Source organism: Nocardia sp. NPDC127526 (assembly GCF_042672265.1).
Lineage (GTDB): Bacteria > Actinomycetota > Actinomycetes > Mycobacteriales > Mycobacteriaceae > Nocardia.
Genome location: NZ_JBHXVO010000009.1, coordinates 74567 through 96741, shown reverse-complemented (window position 1 = coordinate 96741; position 22175 = coordinate 74567). Strand labels below are relative to the sequence as shown.

The 22175-nt window shown below is 68.8% G+C and carries 20 protein-coding genes; 14 read left to right on the top strand and 6 right to left on the bottom strand.

Going from position 1 to position 22175, the window contains the following annotated elements; all coding sequences use genetic code 11:
- Window positions 1-89: 89 nt before the first annotated feature.
- The 3 genes from ACFVIV_RS18155 to ACFVIV_RS18145 all read left to right on the top strand — a co-directional run bounded on the left by ACFVIV_RS18155 (window position 90) and on the right by ACFVIV_RS18145 (window position 2633).
- A complete protein-coding gene (locus ACFVIV_RS18155) occupies window positions 90-1016 on the top strand; it encodes a hypothetical protein (protein WP_379197626.1) in 927 nt (308 codons plus the stop codon).
- 72 nt (window positions 1017-1088) lie between these two features.
- The gene (locus ACFVIV_RS18150; RefSeq protein ID WP_379197624.1) at window positions 1089-1613 is read left to right on the top strand and encodes a DinB family protein; all 525 of its coding nucleotides are present in this window, start codon (window positions 1089-1091) and stop codon (window positions 1611-1613) included.
- 273 nt (window positions 1614-1886) lie between these two features.
- Window positions 1887-2633 (top strand): helix-turn-helix domain-containing protein, encoded by a 747-nt coding sequence (locus ACFVIV_RS18145; protein ID WP_379197622.1) that lies wholly within the window; start codon window positions 1887-1889, stop codon window positions 2631-2633.
- On the opposite strand, the gene ACFVIV_RS18140 is transcribed toward ACFVIV_RS18145, so the two are convergent.
- From ACFVIV_RS18140 to ACFVIV_RS18130, 3 genes are all read right to left on the bottom strand, one after another.
- The gene (locus tag ACFVIV_RS18140; RefSeq protein WP_379197621.1) at window positions 2630-3433 is read right to left on the bottom strand and encodes an alpha/beta fold hydrolase; all 804 of its coding nucleotides are present in this window, start codon (window positions 3431-3433) and stop codon (window positions 2630-2632) included. The genes ACFVIV_RS18145 and ACFVIV_RS18140 overlap by 4 nt on opposite strands.
- Before the next feature lie 104 nt (window positions 3434-3537).
- Window positions 3538-7008 (bottom strand): AAA family ATPase, encoded by a 3471-nt coding sequence (locus tag ACFVIV_RS18135; RefSeq protein WP_379197620.1) that lies wholly within the window; start codon window positions 7006-7008, stop codon window positions 3538-3540.
- A gap of 88 nt (window positions 7009-7096) precedes the next feature.
- Window positions 7097-8299 carry an exonuclease SbcCD subunit D gene (locus ACFVIV_RS18130; protein ID WP_379197619.1) on the bottom strand — a complete coding sequence of 401 codons (1203 nt, stop codon included), beginning with the start codon at window positions 8297-8299 and terminating at the stop codon, window positions 7097-7099.
- Between the two features lie 292 nt (window positions 8300-8591).
- Here ACFVIV_RS18130 and ACFVIV_RS18125 point away from each other — a divergent pair, with 292 nt between their 5' ends.
- Entirely contained in the window at window positions 8592-9746 is a 1155-nt protein-coding gene (locus ACFVIV_RS18125; RefSeq protein ID WP_379197617.1) for a DNA recombination protein RmuC, read from the top strand.
- A 71-nt stretch (window positions 9747-9817) separates the two neighbouring features.
- Entirely contained in the window at window positions 9818-10774 is a 957-nt protein-coding gene (locus tag ACFVIV_RS18120; RefSeq protein WP_379197615.1) for a DUF6542 domain-containing protein, read from the top strand.
- Window positions 10775-10838: 64 nt separating this feature from the next.
- On the opposite strand, the gene ACFVIV_RS18115 is transcribed toward ACFVIV_RS18120, so the two are convergent.
- The gene (locus ACFVIV_RS18115) at window positions 10839-11840 is read right to left on the bottom strand and encodes a 4-hydroxy-3-methylbut-2-enyl diphosphate reductase (protein ID WP_379197613.1); all 1002 of its coding nucleotides are present in this window, start codon (window positions 11838-11840) and stop codon (window positions 10839-10841) included.
- Between the two features lie 114 nt (window positions 11841-11954).
- Here ACFVIV_RS18115 and ACFVIV_RS18110 point away from each other — a divergent pair, with 114 nt between their 5' ends.
- From ACFVIV_RS18110 to ACFVIV_RS18100, 3 genes are all read left to right on the top strand, one after another.
- A complete protein-coding gene (locus ACFVIV_RS18110) occupies window positions 11955-12644 on the top strand; it encodes a lipid droplet-associated protein (RefSeq protein WP_379197611.1) in 690 nt (229 codons plus the stop codon).
- A gap of 150 nt (window positions 12645-12794) precedes the next feature.
- On the top strand, window positions 12795-14090 hold the full coding sequence (xseA, locus tag ACFVIV_RS18105) for an exodeoxyribonuclease VII large subunit (RefSeq protein ID WP_379197609.1): 1296 nt from the start codon (window positions 12795-12797) through the stop codon (window positions 14088-14090).
- Window positions 14077-14301, top strand: coding sequence for an exodeoxyribonuclease VII small subunit (locus ACFVIV_RS18100; protein WP_379197607.1), 225 nt, complete (start codon window positions 14077-14079; stop codon window positions 14299-14301). The genes xseA and ACFVIV_RS18100 overlap by 14 nt, the downstream gene beginning before the upstream one ends.
- A gap of 170 nt (window positions 14302-14471) precedes the next feature.
- Here the strand turns inward: ACFVIV_RS18100 and ACFVIV_RS18095 are convergent, their stop codons facing one another.
- Complete coding sequence (locus ACFVIV_RS18095; protein WP_379197605.1) at window positions 14472-15038, bottom strand: DUF4245 domain-containing protein; 567 nt, start codon at window positions 15036-15038, stop codon at window positions 14472-14474.
- A gap of 112 nt (window positions 15039-15150) precedes the next feature.
- Here ACFVIV_RS18095 and glpX point away from each other — a divergent pair, with 112 nt between their 5' ends.
- The 5 genes from glpX (at window position 15151) to ACFVIV_RS18070 (ending at window position 19887) form a co-directional block, all read left to right on the top strand.
- Window positions 15151-16191 (top strand): class II fructose-bisphosphatase, encoded by a 1041-nt coding sequence (gene glpX, locus ACFVIV_RS18090; RefSeq protein ID WP_379197603.1) that lies wholly within the window; start codon window positions 15151-15153, stop codon window positions 16189-16191.
- A gap of 11 nt (window positions 16192-16202) precedes the next feature.
- Window positions 16203-17306, top strand: a complete 1104-nt coding sequence (locus tag ACFVIV_RS18085) for a phosphotransferase (protein ID WP_379197601.1) — start codon at window positions 16203-16205, stop codon at window positions 17304-17306.
- Window positions 17307-17345: 39 nt separating this feature from the next.
- On the top strand, window positions 17346-17621 hold the full coding sequence (locus ACFVIV_RS18080; protein WP_379197599.1) for a zf-TFIIB domain-containing protein: 276 nt from the start codon (window positions 17346-17348) through the stop codon (window positions 17619-17621).
- Between the two features lie 114 nt (window positions 17622-17735).
- Complete coding sequence (locus tag ACFVIV_RS18075) at window positions 17736-19145, top strand: class II fumarate hydratase (RefSeq protein WP_379197597.1); 1410 nt, start codon at window positions 17736-17738, stop codon at window positions 19143-19145.
- 82 nt (window positions 19146-19227) lie between these two features.
- Window positions 19228-19887: a hypothetical protein gene (locus tag ACFVIV_RS18070; protein ID WP_379197595.1), complete on the top strand. Its 660-nt coding sequence runs from the start codon at window positions 19228-19230 to the stop codon at window positions 19885-19887.
- A 263-nt stretch (window positions 19888-20150) separates the two neighbouring features.
- Here ACFVIV_RS18070 and ACFVIV_RS18065 read toward each other — a convergent pair whose 3' ends face one another.
- Entirely contained in the window at window positions 20151-21332 is a 1182-nt protein-coding gene (locus ACFVIV_RS18065; RefSeq protein WP_379197593.1) for an FAD-dependent monooxygenase, read from the bottom strand.
- A 99-nt stretch (window positions 21333-21431) separates the two neighbouring features.
- On the opposite strand from ACFVIV_RS18065, the gene ACFVIV_RS18060 reads away from it, so the two are divergent.
- Window positions 21432-22160, top strand: coding sequence for a TetR/AcrR family transcriptional regulator (locus ACFVIV_RS18060; protein WP_379197591.1), 729 nt, complete (start codon window positions 21432-21434; stop codon window positions 22158-22160).
- Window positions 22161-22175: the final 15 nt, after the last annotated feature.

Below are 22175 nucleotides of genomic sequence, written 5' to 3'. Positions count from 1 at the left end.
ACGCAGCGGCAATGCGATTTCAGGAATTCAAAATTCCTGTCGCCCAATGGATTTGTGCGTTTTCCCGGGAAAAATGCCAGGCTGGTGGGGTGAGAGACATTTCCTACCGCGGTTCCGGGCCGTACTGCTATGCCAATTGCCTGGCGATGATGTTCGGCGCGGACGCGCCCGATGTGGCGGTTATCGAGACGGTGACCGGCAGTCCGTTCGGCATGCAATTGCCGGGTGGCGAGCTGCCGTTCTTCGATGCGTTCGGGTGGAATCCGGATATCGGGATCGGCGAGGCGCTGGAGTTGCTCGGGTGGACCGCGACGACCAGTAGTGATGAGGATGCCCGCGGTGCGCTCGAGCGGCTCCGATCGGCGGTGGCAGAGGGGCCGGTCATGGTCGGGCCTCTCGAGATGGGGCAGCTGCGGTATCAGCCGGGGATGACGGGGCCGATCGGCGCCGATCACTTTCTCATCGTGCTCGCGCTGGACGCCGAATGGGTGACGGTCCACGATCCGCAGGGGTATCCGTATGCGCGTATTCCGGTGAGCGAGTTCACCGCCGCGTGGCAGGCCGACACGCTCGACTACGGCCGGCCGTTCACCCTGCGCACCAACTTCGTTCGCCACACCCCGGTGGACCCGAAAGCAGCCGTCGTCGGCGCGCTCCCCCGCGCGATCGACCGGCTCAGCGGCAAGGACGTCACCGATCTGCTGCCGGGCAGCCTCGGCAACGGAGACGCCGCGCGGGCGCTCGCGGCGCGGGTGGGATCCGGTTGCGATCAGCAGTTGCGCGAGCATCTCGTCCACTTCGCCGTCCGAGTCGGCACCCGGCGGCTCGCCGACGCGGCCACCTGCCTGCACTCGGTGGGCCACACCGCCGCGGCAACCATCGCCACCGAACAGGCCCGCCTCGTCGGCTCCCTCCAGTACGCCCTGGTCGTCGGCGACGATGCCGGCGCGGCCGACACACTGCACACGCTGGCATCGACCTACGACGAGCTGCGGACCGCACTCGAGGGCCGCTAGCCGTCGCCGATTCGAGCGTGTCGGACGGTAAATCGTTTGTCCCACCCAGGCGCGCACACCAGGATGCGACCCATGGTTGCCTCACGAAGCGCACTGCTGCGCTGGCAGTTCGATCTGGTCTGGTCGCTGTTCGAGTACCACTTGGAGCGCCTGCACCTCGACGACTTCCTCTGGGAGCCTTCGGCTTTGCACTGGACAATGCACCAGAACCCGGCCGGCGACTGGGCTCCGGACTGGGCCGACACCGAGCCGGACCCGATCCCGGTACCCACCATCGGCTGGATCAGCTGGCATATCGGATGGTGGTGGAGCGTCACCCTCGACCACTTGCACGGCCGCACCCCACGCGACCGCACCGAAACCACCTGGCCGGGTCCCGATTCCGCTATCGATTGGCTGCGCGGCCTGCACAAGGACTGGACACAACTGCTGGACCAGCTCGACGACACCACCCTCGACGCCCCCGCCCCTTTCCCCTGGCCGGACGACCCCGAGATGACCGTCGCCCACACCCTCGCCTGGGTGAACGCCGAACTGATGAAGAACGCCAGCGAAATCGGCCAGCTGCGACTGCTGCGCGCGGCCGGGAAGCCATGACGCCCGGCGGTGGATCCAGTCACCGTCGACTGGATCCACCCCCGAAGGTTCCCCTCCTCACACCACCGCCACCGCCGCACGGAAAGGGTTGCGCCGCTGCCGAAATGATGTGTTCTCACATACAAACAACGCGGCCCGAACCGCCGCAAGATCATCCGCTACCCCGAGTGAGATGGGGTGGCGCCGGGCACTACTTCCAGTCAGGTGCGGTCGCCGCGCGATCGGTCGCTCCGAGTTGAAACAGACTGTGCACGAGGCTGATACGGTGCGCAGATGCGTGGGCTTCAGGTGATGGGCGCGGACGAGGTCTCGATTCCGACGCTGGGCGATTTCGTGCGGACACGGCGGCCGCGCGCCGGCTGGCGCACCCAGCAGGAGCTGGCCGAACGCATCCCGTGCGCACCCGGCTATCTGGCCGCGATCGAGCAGAACAGCAAGGTGCCTTCGGAGAAGATCCTGGCGAAGCTGGCAGAGTTGCTGCGGTTGACCGAAAGTGAACGGCGGCACCTGTATCTGCTGGCGGAGAGCACGCTGCCGGTGGCGGGCGAGGACCTGTCCGATGCGCACCTGACGGCGGTGTTGTCGGCCATCGAGCATCCGGCGGCATTCTGGAAGCATTGGCGCGTCGTCGCGTCCAATGACGCGTTCCGGCGGACCTGGCCCGGTCTGAGTACCGCCCCGAGCCTGCTGATGTGGTTGTTCGCCGATCCGGTAGCCAAGCGGGTCACGCCCAATTGGGAGTGGGAGGCGGAAATGGCGGTGGGACGATTCCGGCACTACGCCGCCGTCCCCAGGCATCACCGCGTGGCGGAGGAGATCCTCGCAACCCTGCGGCCGTACGCGGCATTCCGGCACTGGTGGAGTTCGAATGTGGTGTACGAGCGCCGTCCCGATCCCCACCGGCGGGTGTGGGACCCATACGGTGGGGACGACGGTGCTGGCGCGGAAACGCTACTGCGCCTGGTGGATATGCGGGTGGAGGACAGCGAATTGGTGCTGAACCTCGCAATCCCCGGCTAGAGAGTGTCGAGGAATTCTCGGATCAGGGGGTCGGTGATCTCCGGGTGGGTCCAGGTGACGGCGTGGGTGGCGCTGTCGGCGTCGATGGATTCGACGCGGGTCGGTCCGCCCAATTGCCCGGCCAGCGCCCGCATGCGGTAGCCGGTGTAGACCACATCGCCCGCGCCGTGCAGAAGCAGTGCGGGAGCGGTGATTTCGTGGATCTTGTCCTCGATGCCCTCGCGTTCGAGCAGGGCGATGATGGCCTGCTCGAGGCGCAGGCGATCCGAAGCGGCCCACTTCTCCAGCCAGTAGTGGCGATGGCGCTCGTTGTCACCGCCGATCATCTGCGCCGCGATCATGCGGGTTATCTCGTCGAGCGGCTGGGAGCCGAGGACCCACTGCTTCAGCAGGATCGACTTGTATCCGGCGTATTCCTCGGGACCGTAGGCGTCGGCGCGAGTGCCGATGAGAACGAGGCCGCGAACCCGAGCGGGGGCGAGCCAGGCCGCCCAGAGGGCGACGATACCGCCGTGGAACAGTCCGCCCAGAACGATCTTCTCGAGCCCGAGCTCGTCGGCCACGGCCCAGCAGTCGCGGGCCAGGCGAGAATAGTCGAATGGCGTACCGGGATCGGAGGTTTCGCCATGGCCGCGGGTGTCGACGGCGATGACCCGATAGTCGGGAGCCAGTGATTCCAGCTGTGGCCGCCACTGAGTGGCGTCGAGGAGAATGTCGTGGACCAGCAGGACGGCGGGTCCGTCGCCGCCGGTGTCCAGATAGTGGATCTCGGCTCCGTCACTGGTGGTCACGAACGGCATGGAGGTTCCCTCCCTAGGGTTTCCGGGCGCGCCGAACACGCGCGTGCAACACTGGCCCGACCATAACAGGAACGCGTTCTAGTCAGGGTGTCGGCGGACGACGCTCAGGCGACCGTGGTCTCGAGGTGGGAACCGGTGCGGGTGCGGATTACGTGGAGCCGGCTGGGGATGCGCTGGCGCATTTCGTCCACGTGGCTGACCACGCCGACTACGCGGCCGCCGGAGCGGAGTTCGTCGAGGACGCCCATGACGGCGTCGAGGGTGTCGGCGTCGAGGGAGCCGAAGCCCTCGTCGATGAAGAGGGTGTCGAGGGCGAGGCCGCCGGATTCGGCGGCGACCACGTCGGCCAGGCCGAGGGCCAAAGCCAGTGAGGCCATGAAGGTTTCGCCGCCGGAGAGGGTTTTGGCGGGGCGGACCGCGCCGGTGTAGTCGTCGCGGATGTCCAGGCCCAGGCCGCCGCGGCGGCCGTAGCGGCCCGCCGCGTCGGAGTGGACGAGTTCGTAGCGGCCGCCGGACATGCGGCGCAGGCGAACGGAGCCGGCCAGGGCCACCTCTTCCAGGCGGGCGGCCAGGACATAGGAGCGGAGCGACATTTTGCGGTTGTTCTCACCGCGACCCGCCACCACATCGGCGAGGCGGGACAGTTCGTCATGGGCGCGCAGCAACGGGGCGATGCGGTCGACGGCCGCCCAGAGCTGGCCGCACAGGTTCTCCAGCTGCTCCACGCGGCGGGTTGCCCCGGCGTGGGCGGCGACGGCCGCATCGAGGAGCGACCGGGCCTGTGCGACAGCCGATTCCAACTGGGCGAGATCGCCGGGGGCGCGCTCCGCGGCGGCCCGGACCTCGGGTTCGGCGAGCACGGCTTCGGCGTGCGCGCGGGTGCGGTCGGCCGTGACCAGTTCGTCCTCCAGGTCCGCCTGCTGCTGGGGCGTGCGGGAGGCAGCGTCGACGATGCGGGCATAGTCGGCGAGCACGGTGTAGTCGGGACCGGCGCCGTCGGCCCGCATGACCGGCAGCGCGGAATCGACCAAACCGGCTTCGCGAGAGAGGGTTTCGACCCGAAGGGCAGCCGTGGCCACCAGGTCGCGTGCGGTCGCGGCATCGGCGCGGGCGGTGCGCAGCTCGGTGGCGTCCGCGATCAGCGAGCGCAGCCGGGCGTGGCGGCGCTCGACGGTGCCGTCGGTCCCCGCCGCGGTCTGCAACCGCTCGGTGAGCTCGGCCAGCCGGCGGTCGGCGGCGATGATCCGTTCCGTCGTCGCGCTGCTGCGGCTTTCGCAGTCGCGAAGCTCATTGTGCAGGCGTGTCTCGTCGGCACGCAGGCGGGCGAGTTCGGCGGTCAGCGCGTCCACGGCGGTGGCGGATCGGCGGGACTGCTCATGGCGTTCGGTCGCGGCCTGCAGATCGGCGGCCAGCTGTGCACGGTCGGCGTCGCCGCCGCGTTCGACGAGCAGTTCGATGGCACGTTCCAGGTCGGTGACCCGCGTTCCGGCCTTCTCCCTGGCGGTCTCGGCCGCACGCTCGGCGGCGGCCGCCTTCTCCTCGGCGGCATTGGACACCGCCGCGCCGGAGGCCTCCGCCGGTGAGGGATGCTCCGGAGAACCGCACACCGTGCAGGGCACACCCGCCACCAGCGCACCCGCGAGCTCGGCGGCCATGCCCGCCAGCCGCCGCTCCCGCAGTTCGAGCGTGTGCTCCCGGGCATCCAGGTGCGTCATCCGCGCCGCCTCGAAGGCTGCCCGCGCCTGCTCCAATTCCGTTCGCCGCGTAACCAGTTCGAGCGCAGACCGCGCAGCGGTCCGCAAGCGCTCGCACTCCGCCGCGAGCACCGGCAACCCGGCCGCCGCATCGGTGGCTTCCCGCAGCCGCGCCTCCACCCCGGCAATCGATTCGGGCAATTCGTCCCGCTGCCGCGCCAATTTCTCGGCGCGCCCCGACAATTCGGCCTGTTCCTGCCGCAACCTGCGCAGCTCCGCCGACAGCACCGTGGCCGACTCCGCGTCCGCGCGTACCTCATCCAGCGCACCCAGCTGCACAGTCCACCGCTCGATGGCCGCATGCAGCCCAGCGGACGGCTCCGCATCCCGCGTATGTTCCGAGGCACCGAGCCGATCCGAGGCGGCCGGCGCACCGCCGCGCGCATCCGCGGCATGCAACGATCCCGGTGCGCCGCTCACGTTCGGGCCGGACAACACCCCCCGCGCGGGACCTTCGGCCCCGCCGCTATCGAACAGCGCATCCGCAGCCGGCGCGCCATGGTCGCCGGTGGCAAGGATCAGCCCATCGGCGGCGGATCCACCGTGGTCGCCAACCGCGCCGATCGGCAGTTCCCCATCGCGTGCGGCCTCGTCGCCGGAGAGGGACGACCCTCCGGATCCGGGCGGAATCGCGCGAGCATCCCTCGCCGGCGACGGCTCGGCCGGCGGCGGCTCGAGCGCCTCCAGCTCGTCTCCGAGGTCGGTGCCAGCGAGTTCACCACAGGCCAGATCGCTTGCGGCCCAGAATGTTCCGGGCAATTCGGCGCTGGCGGGCTCGAGCAGGCGGGTGGCCAGCTGTTCGGCAGAACGGGAGCCGGCCTCGTCGCGGCGGCGGAGGGCTACCGCGGCGGCGCGGGCCTCTTGGAGGGCGGCGGCGACCGGTTCGGCGCGGCGGGCGCGGTCGAGTTCGGTTTGTACCGCGGTGCGGCGCTCCGCGGTGGCGGCGTGGGCGGCCAATTGGTCGCGCGCGGCCGTGAGGCGGCGGTGCAGGTCGTGCAGGCGGCGCTGGTCCTCGGCGGCGGCGAGGGCGGCGGCGGCCTCGGTGCGGCGGGATTCGAGTTCGGTTGTGGCGGTGGTGAGTTCGGTGCGGGCGGTGGCGAGCAGGGTTTGCGACCAGTCGACCGCCTCGGCGAGGCCGACGGTTTCGGTGACGGCGAGGCCGGCTTCCTGGGCCACGCCGGCGATGAGGCGGTCGATGCTGTCCTTGCGGGACTCGAGGTCGGCGTGGGAGGCGCGGCGTTTGTCGAGGAGCCACTGTTCGGCGGTGCCGAAACGCTCGGTGTCGAAGAGCTTTTCGAGGAGCTTCTCGCGGTCCTCGTTGTCGGCGCGGAGGAAGCGGGCGAAGTCACCCTGGGGCAGGAGAACGACCTGGAAGAACTGATCGGCGCTCATGCCGAGCAGGCGAATGACCTCGTCGCCGATATCGGGAATGCGGGACAGGTGCTGACCGCGGCCGTCGAGCCATTCCAGGGTGGCGGACGCGTTCTCTTTGACCCAGCCGGATTTGGCGCGCTTGCTGGGGCGCTGGAATTCGGGGGTGCGGATCAGGCGCAGGCGGCGGCCGCCGATGGTGGCCTCCAGGGACACGCGCGGCGGGGTCTGCTCGTCGGCGTGATCGGAGTGCAGGCGCTTGCTCTCCCCGCGCGCCCCGGGCACGCTGCCGTAGAGCGCGAAGGCGATGGCGTCGAGAATGGTGGTCTTGCCCGCCCCGGTCTGCCCGTGCAGCAGGAACAGGCCGTCGGCCCCGAGCTCGTCGAAATCCACCACCGTGGTCTCGGCGAACGGGCCGAAGGCGGTCAGTTCCAGTCGATGCAGCCGCACGCCGCGCCCCCTTCCGCCGAACACCATCCAACAACTCTTGCTCCGCGCACGCCCGCGGGACACGCCGAGGCGTCGCGGTGAACACCGCTCATGCGGATAGCTCGGTGGCGGATTCGCCCGATTCCACTGCGGCACCGGCGGATACCCGCACCGGCCCGTCCTGCTCCCGCACGGCCGCGGCCAGCGCGCGCTCGAGCCAGGTCAGCTCCCCGGCCGTCGGCGCGCCCCGCACATCGGCGAGGAAGCTCCGCGCGATCTCGGTATCGCGCCGCCCGTGCACCCGCTCCCGGTACCGCAGTTCCGGATTGCCTTCGGGCCGAACCCATTCCACGTGCACGGCATGCGGGAACCGCTGCCGCAGCTTGCGCAGCGCATCGACCGGCCGCGCCCCGTCGGTCAGAGTCGCCGACACGTAATGGTCTTCGGCCGCCGCGAACTCGGGCGCCTCGAGCAGTTCGTCCAGGGTCCCGTCGAGCTGGCTGAGCCCGCGCACCACCGGCAGCTCCCGCCGCTCCACCGAGGACAGTCCGCCCCCGTCCAGCTCCACGATCCACACCGCCTTGCGATGCGACCGCTCCCCGAACGAGTACGGCAGCGGCGACCCGGAGTACCGCACCGACTCCGACAGCGTCTGCGGCGAATGCAGATGCCCCAGCGCCACATAGTCCATGCCGTCGAAGGCGGCCAGCGGCACGGTCTCGACCCCGCCCACCGAGATGGACCGCTCCGACCCGGTGGCCTCCCCGCCCACCACGAACGCGTGCGCCAGCACCACCGACCGCGTTCCATCCCGCCCCGCGAGATCGGCGCGAATCAACCCCATGGCCGCGTCCAGGATCTCGGCATGCGAGCGCGCCTGCGGCACGCCCAGTTCCACCCGGGTGATATCCGGCTCCAGATACGGAATGCCGTAGCACGCCACCTCGCCGTGCTCATCCGAGAGCAGCACCGGCTTCGCCACATCCGCGATGGCGCAGCGCAGATGCAGCCCACCCGCCGCCGCGAAACTCCCCAGCGCCCCCAGCCGTGTCGGCGAATCATGGTTGCCCGAGGTTGCGACGATGGTTGCCCCCGCCGCGCGAATCGCCTCGAATCCCCGGTTGCAGACCGCGATCGCATCCGCGCTCGGAATGGACCGGTCGTACACGTCCCCGGGCAGCACGACCGCATCCACCTTCTCCGCGGCCACCAACTCGGCGATGGCCCGCAGCGAACACTCCTGGTCGGCCAGCAGATCGACGCCATGGAAGGTGCGCCCGATATGCCAGTCGGAGGTGTGCAGGATGCGCATGTCGCTGAACGGTAGGCGATCGCTCCGACAAACTCACCGCTACCCATGCGAATCGCCCGAAACCCGCTGGTGTATTGCGATCTGGTTGCTCTGGTCGGACCTGCTGTGGGTGTTTGGCGTATGCCAAGGCGACAACTGATCTCGCGACGGTCGGGGTAACTCACCGGGTACGCCCAAAATCGGGTCGGCACCCGACCGCCGGCACGAATGCGGGACGGGCAACGGCCGTCGGCACGCCGCTAAAGGCTCGGAGAGGCGGGACTGTCGGTGTGGTGGGGCACTATCTGCACCCATGACCGCACCGATGCTGTTTGCGCTGCTGTTGGTGTTCATCTCGGGGCTGGCCCTCGGCTGGCTGGGGCATGCCGCGCGGGCGGGGCAACGCGCGGCCGTGGCCGAGGCGCGGCTGGCCGCCATGCGCGACAACGAGCGGTTACTGCGGCAGTCCCTGGGCGCGGCCAGCGAGGATGCGGCGCGGCGGCAATCGCATGCCCTGGGCGCGATGATGGAACCGCTGCGCGAAGCGGTCGGAACCCTGAACCGGCACATCCAGGAAGTCGAGCACAATCGCATCAATGCGTATTCCGGCCTGCGCGAACAGGTTGCGGGCATGCAGCGCATGTCGCACCAGCTGTCCACGCAGACCGGGCAATTGGTGGCCGCCCTGCGTGCCCCGCAGGTGCGCGGCCGCTGGGGCGAGATCCAATTGGAGCGGGTCGTGGAACTGGCGGGCATGACCCGGCACTGCGATTTCGACACCCAGGTCACCCGCCGCGGGGCCGCACCCGGCGCACCCGACGGCGTGGTCCGTCCCGATCTGGTGGTGCGGCTGGCGGGCGGGCGGCAGATCGTCGTCGACGCCAAGGTCCCCTGCACCGCCTATCTGGACGCCGCCGCCACCGAGGAGTCCCGCGAACGCGACGGCCACCTGGCCCGGCATGCCAAGCACCTGCGCAATCATGTGGATCAGCTGGCCGCCAAGGAGTATTGGGCATCCTTCGACCCCTCCCCCGAATTCGTGGTGCTGTTCGTCCCCGGCGATCCCTTCCTCGATGCCGCCCTCGGCACCGACTCCGGGCTGCTCGAATACGCCTTCGCCAAGAACGTGGTGCTGGCGACCCCCACCACCCTCATGGCGCTGCTGCGCACCGTCGCCCTGGGCTGGCGGCAGGAGGCCCTCACCGCCGATATGGCCGCCATCCAGCAACTGGGCCGCGAGCTCTACACCCGCCTGGGCACCACCGGCCGCCATCTGGACCGGCTCGGCGCCCAGCTCGGCAAGGCCGTGGACGCCTTCAACCACACCGTGGCCTCGGTGGAATCCCGCGTCATGGTGACCGCCCGCAAACTCCACGACCTGGAGATAGCGGACGCCCCGGTGCCCGAGATCCACCGGGTGGATTCCTGGCCGCGAGCCGTCGGTTTCGCCGAGTCCGATCCGCGCTGAGGAGGTCGCCCGCGATACCCGCGTGATGTCGCCTCCCTCGCGAAATACCTTCATGCCTTAGTGTGCTTGACGTGGCAGTAACCCAAAGCGAGCGAGCCGAGGTGCCCCCGTCGCACCGTTCGATCGTGCCGTCCATCCCCGGCGTACCCGCCGGTGCGGCGGTGCTGATTGCGGTGACCTGCACTTTCATCGGATTCTTCATTGATGCTCGCGGCGGAAGCGAGCTGACCGGTACGTTCGCGGCGCTGTATGTGCTCGGTTGCGTTCTGGCCGTACTGGCCGTCCGGTACAGGGGCCTTTTCACCACCATGGTGCTGCCCCCGCTGCTGCTGTTCGTCTCGGTGCCGCTGGCCTATCAGCAAATGCTCGGCAGCTCCGGCGGGCTCGAGCTGAAGAACATCCTGCTGAATCTGGCCATCCCGCTGGTGAACCGCTTCCCCACCATGGCCCTGGCCACCGTCCTGGTGCTCATTATCGGCGCGGTCCGGATCTATCTGCATCGCCGCGAACAGGACGGCTCGTCCGGCGAGCTACGCAAGCCGCGCGCCCGCACCGCCCGTCCCGCCCGCGCCGCGCGCGCCCAGCGCACCCGTCCGGCCGACTCCAAGGACCCCGCCAGACGACGTTTCCGTTCCGCCCCGGAGCACGACGACAGCGTTGACGCCGAACCGGCCGCGGCCCCTTCACGCCGCCCCGCCGGACGCACCGCCGACCGTCCGCCCCGGGTGGGCAAGCCCGCCGACCGCCAGGGCCGCAAGCCCGCCGGAGCCAATCCGGCCGCCGCGCGCCAGGCCGGTGAGCGCAAACGCAACCCCGCCGATCGTCGCGCCACCCCCGATCGCAAAGCCGCGGCCCGCCAGCCCGCCACCGACCGCAAACCACCGGCCGATCGCCGCGCCGCCGGGGCCAACCCGGCCGCGCAGGCGCCCGAGGCCCGCCGCCGTCGCAACCCCAATAGCGACGTACCACCGCACCCTCGCCCGAATGTCCGCTACCGCGAACGCGATTCCGGTCGCATAGAGCGCTAGGAACATCAGAACGCCCGGTGTGGATTCCACACCGGGCGTTCGTTTCAGCTTGTATCGCCGCGAATCAGCTTCGGGCGGCGCGCAGTTCGCGGGGCAGGGCGAAGACCAGGGTCTCGTTGGCGGTGGTCACCGGCTGCACCTCGCCGAAGCCGTGCTCGGCCAGCAGTTCGAGTACGCCCTCGACCAGGATCTCGGGCACCGACGCGCCGGAGGTGACACCGATGGTGCGCACGCCCTCCAGCCAGGCCAGGTCCAATTCGCGGGCGTAGTCGACCAGGTGGGCCGCGCCCGCGCCGGCGCTCAGGGCGACCTCGACCAGCCGGACCGAGTTGGAGGAGTTGCGCGAGCCGACCACGATCACCAGATCGCATTCGGGCGCCATGGCCTTGACGGCGGTCTGGCGGTTGGAGGTGGCGTAGCAGATGTCGTCGCTCGGCGGGTCCTGCAGCTTGGGGAACTTCTGCCGCAGCCGCTGCACGGTCTCCATGGTCTCGTCGACCGACAGTGTGGTCTGGGACAGCCAGATCACCTTGTTCTCGTCGCGCACGGTGACGTTGTCCACGGCGTCGGGCCCGTCGACCAGCTGCACGTGATCGGGCGCCTCACCGGCGGTGCCCTCCACCTCCTCATGGCCCTCGTGGCCGATGAGCAGGATGTCGAAATCGTCGCGGGCGAAGCGCTTGGCCTCCTGGTGCACCTTGGTCACCAGCGGGCAGGTGGCGTCGATGGTGTGCAGTTCCCGCTCGGCGGCGGTCTGGTGCACCATCGGCGAGACGCCGTGCGCGGAGAACACCACGACGGCGCCGTGCGGCACCTCGTCGGTTTCGTCCACGAAGATCACGCCGCGCTCCCGTAGCGTTTCCACCACGTGCCGGTTGTGCACGATTTCCTTGCGCACATAGAGCGGAGCGCCGTGCTTTTCCAGCGCCTTCTCCACCGTTTCCACCGCCCGGTCCACACCGGCGCAGTAGCCGCGAGGTTCGGCGAGCAGCACTCGTTTCGGCGCGTCGGCATTATCCGACGTGGACCGGACGATTCCGACGTTCAAAGGGATAGCCGAGGACATAGCCCACAGAATACGTGTGCCGGGTGACGCGCATTCGCCCGGAGGTTGGCGCCGAAATCACATTCTGTGAGTTCTCACCTTTGCATCACACGGCGTTTCGGGCAGGCTAGGACCATGTTCCGACCTCCGTTCCTGGCCCGGGTCGCCGCCGGGGCTGCTGTCTATGCCCTCGAGGAAACTCGCCGGCTACCGACCACCGCAATCAATTTCCCGATCACCGCGATCAGCCAGATGTTGCAGACCACCATGCACTTCCAGCAGTTCGTGACCAGCCTCGCACTCAAGGGCGATGCCGTTTTCGACCGTTTGCTCAATCAGCCGGAAGAACAGCCGGCCTGGGCGACCTTCGATGAAGACGAGGACGAGCAAACTCCGAGCGCCGGCTTCGAATCGGTACGCAAGAGCAGTTTCGATCTCTACACCCCGGCCGAAACCCCGGCCCCGCCCGTGACCGAACCGGCCGCCCCCGCGCCCGAGCCGGTTGCCGACGTCACTCCCGAAACACCCGCCGCCGAGCCCGAGCCCGCCGAGACCCCGGCGCCCGCAACGGCTTCCATTGCCGCCACCAACGGCCACAATGGCAGCGCCCCGGCCGAACCGGCCGCGCCCGAGGTAGCCACCCGCTACGACTACACCAATATGACCCTGGCCCAGCTGCGCGCCCGCCTGCGCCAGCTCACCGTCGACGATCTGGCCGCCCTGCTCGAATACGAGCTGAACACCCGCGACCGCGCCCCCTTCGTCACCATGCTCACCAATCGCATCGCCACCGTGCAGGCTAACGCCGCCTCTCCGGAACTCTAGCGCCCGGCCAAGTGCCGTTACCGGTCCCACACGCGTGCCGGCGGTTAGGTGCCGAACCGATTTTGGGGGTACCCCACGAGTTACCCGGACCGCACGAAATCAGTTGTCACCATCCGGACCCACCGACGATTTACGTCGGTGGGTCCTGACATGATTGGGCCGGTGAGCACCGAGAAGAGCGAGCGGCAGGCCAGCACCGCCGAGAACCCGATGCCGGTGCGCACCATCGCGGTGAAGGTGGCGCAGTGGATCGACCGGCTGGGCGCGGTGTGGGTGGAGGGGCAGATCACGCAGATCAATCTGCGGCCCGGGACCCGGACTGCCTTCCTGGTGTTGCGCGATACCGCCGCCGACATGTCGCTGTCGGTCACCTGCGATCCGGATCTGCTGCGCAGTTCGGCGGTGCCGCTGCAGGAAGGCAGCCGGGTCGTGGTCTACGGCAAGCTCCAGTTCTTCACCGGGCGCGGCACGGTGTCCTTGCGGATCACCGAGATTCGCCCGGTCGGCATCGGTGAACTCCTCGCCCGCATCGAGCGGTTGAAGGCGCTGCTGGCCGCCGAGGGGCTCTTCGATCCGCGTCTCAAGCGGCCGATCCCCTTCCTGCCCAACAAGATCGGTCTCGTTACCGGTCGCGCCAGCGCCGCCGAACACGACGTCGTGACGGTGGCGACCCAGCGCTGGCCCGCCGTGCGCTTCGAGATCCGCAATACCGCCGTGCAGGGCCCGACCGCGGTGCCGCAGATCCTGGAGGCCATCGCCGCGCTCGACGCCGATCCGGACGTGGACGTGATCGTGCTGGCCCGCGGCGGCGGCAGCGTCGAGGACCTGCTGCCGTTCTCGGATGAAACCCTGTGCCGGGCAATCGTTTCCGCCAAGACCCCGATTGTCAGCGCCATCGGTCACGAACCGGACAATCCGTTGTCGGACTATGTGGCCGACCTGCGCGCCGCCACCCCCACCGATGCCGCCAAGCGCGTCGTCCCCGATGCCGCCGCCGAAGCCGCACTGCTGCAGGAGCTACGCGCGCGAGCGGCAGCGGCCCTGCGCGGCTGGGTCGATCGCGAGGCCCGCGCCCTGCAGCAACTGCGTTCCCGCCCCGTCCTGGCCGATCCGCTGCGCCTGCTGGAGCAGCGCCACGACGAGGCCGAACGCCTGCGCACCGCCGCCCGCCGCGCCATCGACCACGAGCTCACCCGCGAGTCCACCGCCACCCGGCACCTGCGCGAAAAGCTCTCCGCCCTCGGCCCCGCCGCCACGCTCTCGCGCGGTTACGCCGTGGTGCAACGGGTTACGGGCGCCGACCGCGAGGTGGTCCGCTCCATCGAGGACTCCCCGCCCGGCACCCAGCTCCGCATTCGCGTGGCCGACGGCGCGGTCACCGCCGCCGCCCTCGGCGCCCAATCCCTCGGCCCCCGAAAGGAGCCCGCATCCGATGAACAACGGTGACCTCGCCGAAATCGCCGCCTTCGGCTACGAACGCGCCCGCGACGAACTCGTCAATGTGGTCAAGATGCTCGAACAGGGCGGCCTCGACCTCGACGATTCACTCGCCCTGTGGGAGCGCGGCGAGGCCCTCGCCAATCGCTGTGAGGAGCATCTCGCGGGGGCCCGCAAGCGCGTGGAGGACGCCCTCGCCCATCGCCCGCACGAGGACTGAGCTACCGGCTCACGACAGGTTGGTGCACTTCGGCCCGCCGGAGCTGTCGACGTAGCCGGCCTTCAGCATGTAGAGCAGGGCGCAGAACGAGTTGATGATCTGATCCATAGTCCGGGGAGCCTGGTCGCCGCGCGCGACCGGTGCAATCCCCGGGCTTTCCCGGCTTGACGTCAGCGGGGCAGCGGTTGCGCGCTGCCCACGGCCGTGGCCAGCGTCTTGAAGGCGTTCGGATTGCCCGCCCCCTTGATCAGCACCCGCACGTCGCCGAAGTCGGTGATCCACGCCGATTCGGTGCCGGGTTCGGCGTAGACCACCCATTTCCGGTCGCCGATCTGCTCGGCCCCGGTGGCGTAGCGCGTGCCCGTAACCTGCTTGGCCAGCGCCTCTTCGGTGGCATTGGTCTGGGTGAGCTGCATATAGCTGCCCTGCGGTGTGATGTAGCCGACGGTGCTCACCTCACCGCCGCCCGCACCGGTGATGGTGTCGCGCTTGCCGGAGTTGGGCTTCCAGTCCGCCGCCAGCGCCGGCTTGCGAATCGGGAAGGGCATGAGTTTCGCGTCGTCGGCCAGCGCCTTGTCCACGTCGAGATGCGGAATCTGGCCCTGCGTCGGACCATTCGCGGTGAACGTGCACTGACTCGCCACACCGGCGATGACCAGGCAGATCAGCACGAGGGGCAGAAGGGACCAGAGCAGGTCCTTCCAGTCGTTCAGGATCCGCGGCTTTTGGTACGACACGCACCCAGTATCCACGGGGGCTATGGGTGACCGGGCACTCAGGGCTCCGCAGACGTAAAGAAAACCTAATGCGACAATTTACGTAGCAGTAGACAACCAAGGAGGCACCGTAATGACCCCCACGCCCGCATCCAGCCGCCGCGAGGCTCCGGACCGCAACCTCGCGCTGGAATTGGTCCGGGTCACCGAGGCCGGTGCCATGGCCGCGGGCCGCTGGGTCGGCCGCGGCGACAAGGAGGGCGGCGACGGTGCGGCCGTGGACGCCATGCGGCAGCTGGTGGCGACGGTCTCCATGCGCGGCATCGTGGTGATCGGCGAGGGCGAGAAGGACGAAGCGCCCATGCTCTACAACGGTGAGCTGGTCGGCGACGGCACCGGCGCGGAACTCGACTTCGCGGTCGACCCGATCGACGGCACCACCCTGATGTCGAAGGGTTCGCCGGGCGCCATCTCCGTGCTGGCGGTCGCCGAGCGCGGCGCCATGTTCGATCCGTCGGCCGTGTTCTACATGGAGAAGATCGCCGTCGGCCCGGACGCCGCCGATGTCATCGATCTCGGCGCTCCGATCGCGGAGAACCTACGCCGGGTCGCCAAGGCCAAGAACTCCGCGATCTCCGACCTCACGGTCTGCATCCTGGATCGCCCCCGCCACGCCCAGCACATGCAGGAGGTCCGCGATGCGGGCGCCCGCATCCGCCTCATCTCCGACGGTGACGTGGCCGGTGCCATCGCCTGCGCCCGCCCGGAGTCCGGCGTGGACATGCTGATCGGCATCGGCGGCACCCCCGAGGGCATTATCGCCGCGGCCGCCATGCGCTGCCTCGGCGGTGCGCTGCAGGGCAAGCTGGCCCCGAAGGACGACGCCGAGCGCCAGAAGGCCATCGACGCCGGCCACGATCTGGACCGCATCCTGTCCACCGAGGACCTGGTCTCCGGTGAGGACGTGTTCTTCTCCGCCACCGGCGTCACCGACGGCGATCTGCTGCGCGGCGTGCGCTACTACGGCGGCGGCGCCTACACCCAGTCCATCGTCATGCGCGCCAAGTCCGGCACCGTCCGCATGATCGACGCCTACCACCGCCTCACCAAGCTGCGCGAGTACTCCTCGGTCGACTTCATCGGCGACGAGGACGCGACGCCGCCGCTGCCCTGAGCGACCACCCCGTGCCCGGGCAGCCGCCCGATGAGTCGATAGCCCTGCTGGCCGAATTGGCCCGGCAGGCAGGCGCGGCCGGAGACCCCGAAGTGCTCTCCGGCCGCCCCGACGGCCTCGTGGTCCGCGTCGGCCACCTGGTGGTCAAATCCCACCCCGCCGACACCGATCCCGCCGCCCTCGCCACCCGCCTGCACCTCGCAGCCGAGCCTCTTCTGCACGAAATCCTCGTGCCCCCAATCCCTTCCGACGGCAACCTGCTCGTCCGCCGCGCCGGACGCCTGCTGTCGCTCTGGCCTTTCGCCCAGCCGGTCGACCCGGCCGATCCCGAAGCCATCCCGTGGGCGCAGGCCGCCGAACTACTCGCCCGGCTGCACCGGACCCCGCTGCCCGACTGCGATCACCCCGGTCATCCCGGCGGTGATCACCCCGATCACCCCGGCGGCGATCGCCCCGATCATCCCGGCGCGGATCACCCTGGTCATCCCGGCGCGCCTTTGGCCGGGATCTCGCCTCGCCGTGTGGATTCCGGCCACAAGCACGCCGGAATGACGGGCGGAACCGGCGACCGGGCCGGCGTCCCGGCGACGAGCGGGCCAGCGCGAGTGTATCGAGCGCTACAGCGGTTACGTGCGGCCGGAGACGCGGCCGATCCGGCCACTGCCTCCGTGGTGCGGCATGCCTTCGCCACCCTTCCGGACCTGAGCCCCTTCGCCGGACCCGGCGATCAGGCGACGCTGGTGCACGGGGATTTTCATCTGGGCCAGCTGGTGCGGTGGCCCGGAGGCGAGGAAGAACCTTGGCGGCTCATCGATGTCGATGATCTTGGCGTTGGGGATCCGGTGTGGGATCTGGCGCGGTTTGCCGGTTACTTCGCGGCGGCGATCTTGGATCCTATTGCGTGGGAGCGGTTTTTGAACGCCTATCGCTGGGCGGGCGGGCCCGCCGTGCCGGAGGGGGATCCGTGGGCGGTGCTGGATGTGCCCGCACGGGCCTTGGTCATTCAGGCGGCCGCGCTGGCGGTCGCCAAGGCCGGTCTCGAAGGCCGTGAACTGGACGAATGGGATGTGGCGCTGCTGGATTCGTGTCGCCGGATGCGCTCTGCCGTATCGTGAATTGCGCATACATTCCTTACAGCGGGGAGATGAATTTCAATGCAGTGCCCGAAATGTCATGCGCCTATGCATACGTACAACCGCGCGGGGGTGCACATCGAGCAGTGCAGCGGTTGCCGGGGGATTTTCTTGGATTACGGTGAGCTCGAGGCGATCAATCGGCTCGAGGCCGGATACCAGCAGGCTCCCCCGCCACCGCCCAGCGCACCGGCCTGGGGCGCGCCGCACCAGGCTCCGCACCATCAGCCGCAGTACGGCTACGGGCACGGACGCCACAAGCAGCACGGCGTGGGCCGCCTGTTCTTCTCGTCCTAGCGCGAGCGCGCGGGAGTACCGCACTGCCGCCGCCGGTATTCCCGGCGCGGCATGTGCGGATTCCCTCAGGGGGTGCGAGCCCATTCACCCCGGTGCGGGCATATGGTCGATTCCATGACCGAGGAGACGCAGCAGTTTCGCATCGAGCACGACACGATGGGCGAAGTCCGCGTACCCGCGCAGGCGTTGTGGCGGGCGCAGACCCAGCGAGCGGTGGAGAACTTCCCGATCAGCGGCCGCGGCCTGGAGCGCGCGCAGATCCGGGCGCTGGGCCTGCTGAAGGCCGCGTGCGCGAGCGTGAACCGGGACCTGGGCCTGCTGGAGGAGACCAAGGCCGACGCCATTATCGCCGCGGCCACCGAGATCGCCGACGGTGCGCACGACGACCAGTTCCCGATCGACGTCTTCCAGACCGGCTCGGGCACCAGCTCCAATATGAACGCCAATGAGGTGATCGCGAGCATCGCCGCCCGCAATGGCGTGACCGTGCATCCCAATGACGACGTGAACATGTCGCAGTCGTCCAATGACACCTTCCCCACCGCAACCCATCTCGCCGCCACCGAGGCCGTGGTCAAGGACCTGGTCCCCGCCCTCGAGCACCTGCGGCTGGCGCTGCTGGACAAGTCCGAGCAGTGGCGCGATGTGGTCAAGTCCGGCCGCACCCATCTGATGGACGCCGTCCCGGTCACCCTGGGCCAGGAGTTCGGCGGCTACACCCGCCAGGTGAGCGCCGGAATCGAACGCCTGCTGGCCACCCTGCCGCGGCTGGGCGAGCTGGCCATCGGCGGCACCGCGGTCGGCACCGGCCTCAACGCCCCCGACGGCTTCGGCACCAAAGTCGTTGCGGAACTGGTGAAGTCGACCGGCATCGACGCCCTGTCCGAGGCCCGCGATCACTTCGAGGCGCAGGCCGCCCGCGACGGCCTGGTGGAGGTCTCCGGCGCGCTGCGCACGGTCGCCATCAGCCTCACCAAGATCGCCAACGATATTCGCTGGATGGGCTCGGGCCCGCTCACCGGCCTGGGCGAACTCCAGCTGCCGGACCTGCAGCCGGGCTCCTCGATCATGCCCGGCAAGGTGAATCCCGTTCTGCCCGAGGCGGTTACCCAGGTCGCCGCGCAGATCATCGGCAATGACGCGGCCATCGCCTGGGGCGGCGGCAACGGCCACTTCGAGCTGAACGTCTACATCCCGATGATGGCCCGCAATGTGCTGGAATCGATCCGCCTGCTGGCCAACGTCTCTCGCCTGTTCGCCGACAAGTGCGTGGTGGGCCTGGTCGCGAACGAGGAGCGCCTGCGCCGCCTCGCCGAGTCCAGCCCGTCCATCGTGACCCCGCTGAACTCCGCCATCGGCTACGAGGAGGCCGCCGCGGTCGCCAAAGAAGCCCTCAAGGAGCACAAGACCATCCGGCAGACGGTCATCGACCGCGGCCTGATCGGCGACAAACTCTCCGAGGCCGAACTCGATCGCCGGCTGGACGTGCTGTCCATGGCGAACGTGGACGCCAAGAAGGCGTGACGCGGCGCGGCGGCAGTCCGTCGGCTAACGTCCTCCCGACAACGGTTCGACGCCGGAATTACCGGTCTCCGAAGGGGATTACGTGAACGCACGGGTTGCCGCCGCAGCGGTGACGACTCTGATGGCGCTACTCGCCGGCTGCTCCTCGGGCAGTGACCACGGCGACCATGCGGAAACCACCTCGGTCACCGCCGCGCCCGCCGCCACCGCCACGACCACCACCGCACCGCCGACGAGCACCACCGTCGCACTGGACGGCGGCGAGGCGGCCGATCCGACGGAGTACCGGCAGAGCGAGAGCATCGCCGGGCAGCAGGGGTACTTCTTCCAGACGCCGAGCGGCAATATCCACTGCGCGATCTTCGACAAGCCGGTCTCCAATGGCGACAGCACCATCGATATCGGCTGCCAGGGCAAGCTCGCGGCGATTCCGGCCGGCGAGCAGGCGTGCGCGAAGCCGGAGCACTCGCAGCCGCCGATGCCCGCCTTCAGCATCGGGCAGAGCGGAGCCGAGTTCGGCTGCACCGCCGATCCGCTGTTCTACGGTCGCGCCGAAGCGCCTGCCCTGCCGTACGGTTCCTCGCTCCAGATCGGCGGCTACAAGTGCGTCTCGCGCGAGGTCGGCATCAGCTGCGGGCATGTGGAGTCCGGTGATTCGTTCTTCGTTTCTAAGGAGAGCAGCCGCCTGGTGAATTCGGCGGGCGTGGCTCCGCGCGGGATTCCGCCGACCACGACTCGATAGATCCGAGGTCAGCGGCCGATTTTTCTAATTCTTCACGGTGCGCGAAACACGCCATGCATTGCTTCCGATTAGCTGGGTAACCGCATAGTGCGGGACTCCACGAAAGGAAAGAACAATGTTGACTGCATTTGTCGAGGCCATGGTGGCCCTCTTCGGAGTTGGCGCAGAGGCCTTCCTGGCTGCAATCGGAATCATTGTTTAGCACGGCGGATGCGGGGTGTGGCGGTATCAGCGGCCATACCCCGCACGCTGCTGCGTGAAATTCACCGGGCAGCAATGATTTCCGGATAGTTCTGCAGATCGATGTCATTCTTGGCGCTATCGGTGTACTTCAGCATCAGCGTCCACAGCCGCGAGCCGAGGAACCAGTTGCGCGCCCGGATACCGAGTTTCGTCTTCGGAGCCAGGAACGGCCCGGCATTGGCGCCATCGGCCATCCGCAGATACCGCTTCATGATCTCCTCGTAGCGGGCGAAGGCCGCCTGGTAGTCGCCATCGGCCGCCGCCAGCTCTCCTGCCAGCACGTATGCGCCGACGACCGCCAGCCCGGTGCCGAATCCGGCCAGGGTATTGCCGTATCCCGCATCGCCCAGCAGCGCGATGCGTCCCTTGACGAAGCTCTTCATGGTCACCTTGCTGATCGAGTCCAGATAGAACCCGTCCAGGGTCGGCAGTTCCGCCAGCATTTCCGGCACTCGCCAGCCCATTCCGGCCAGCTTCTCGGCGACGATCCGCTGTTGCTCGGCCACATCGTCACGCGAGTATTCGATTTCGGGTGAGGCGAACAGATACATCTGCCCCGCCTTGGAACCGCCGGAAACCGCCAGCCGCCCCGGCTCGTTGTAACCGAAGGAATGCGCGCGCTCACGCGAAGCGTCCTGCGCCTCCCAGTGCGAAGCACCCGCGATGCAGTAGTAATAACCCTGGTGCCGCACGAAATCCCGCTCGGGCCCGAAAGTCAGTTTGCGCACCCGGGAATGGATTCCGTCGCACCCGAAGACGAGATCGAATGTCCGCGCCCGGGTGTTCTCGAATTCGACGTGCACACCGTCCGCGGTTTCGGTGAGCGCGGAAATGCTGTCGCCGAAGATGTACTCGCACTTGTCCGCGGTGTGCTTGTACATGACGTCGGCCAGGTCGCCACGCAGGATCTCGATGTCCCCGCCGGTGAAATCACCCGATATGAGCGCCAATTCGCGCTCGCTCGCATCGATGAGGCTCATATCGGTCTTGCCGGTCTGCCGCGCCCGGATGTCCTCGAGCATCCCCATGCGCTCGAGCACGGTCATGTGCGTGGCCCCGGTGAAGTCGATGGCCTGCCCACCGGCCCGCAGCATGGCGGCCTTCTCCACGACGGTGACCTCGAACCCGTACCGCTGCAGCCAGTAGGCCAGTGCGGGCCCGGCGACGCTGGCGCCGGAGATGAGGACGGTGGTGTTGCGCATTCCCGATGCTCCTTCAGTAACTGCGTCTATCGGACGCTTATTAATAGCGTATGTTAGACGCAGTTCCACCGCAAGTGTTTTTCCGGAAGGATGACGCCCATGCCGGCACCGACCACGCTCGAACTGCTGTGGGGCGCCCCGACGCGACCCAAACGCGGACCCAAACCCTCCCTCACCCTGGACCGCATCGTCACCGAGGCCGTGGCCCTGGCCGATGCCGAAGGCCTGGCCAATCTGTCCATGCAGCGCCTGGCCGAACGCCTGGGCTGCGCCAAAATGGCCCTCTACCGGTACGTTCCCGGCAAATCCGAACTCAACGCCCTCATGCTCGAGGCCGCCCTGGGCGCCGCCCCCGACCCCGCGGCCGACCCCGCCACCGACGAGGAACCGTGGCGGGCCTACCTACGCTCCTGGACGCAGACGTTCTTCGACCGCGCCTGGGCACACCCGTGGACCCTGGAACTCTCCACCGGCGCGCGCCCCATGGGTCCCAATGAAATGAGCTGGCTGGAAACCGCCCTGGCGGCCCTGGACGGCAGCGGCCTGACCGCCGCCGAGCGCCTCGACACCGTAGTCCTGCTCATCGGCCACGGCCGCGGCCTGGTCCAGCAGGTCGGCGCCACCCCGGGCGAGGATGCCGAAGCCCGCCTCATCACGGAGGTCGGCGCGATCCTGGCCACCCACGCCGACCGCTACCCCCACATCCTGTCCGTCTTCGCGGAACAGGCGACCGCTCCCCAGGACGGCCGCAACAATGCCCTCCACTACGGCATCGACCGCATCCTCGACGGCGTGAGCGCCCTCATCGAGACCCGAAAATCGGCGTAGTCAGCCCGTTTTCGG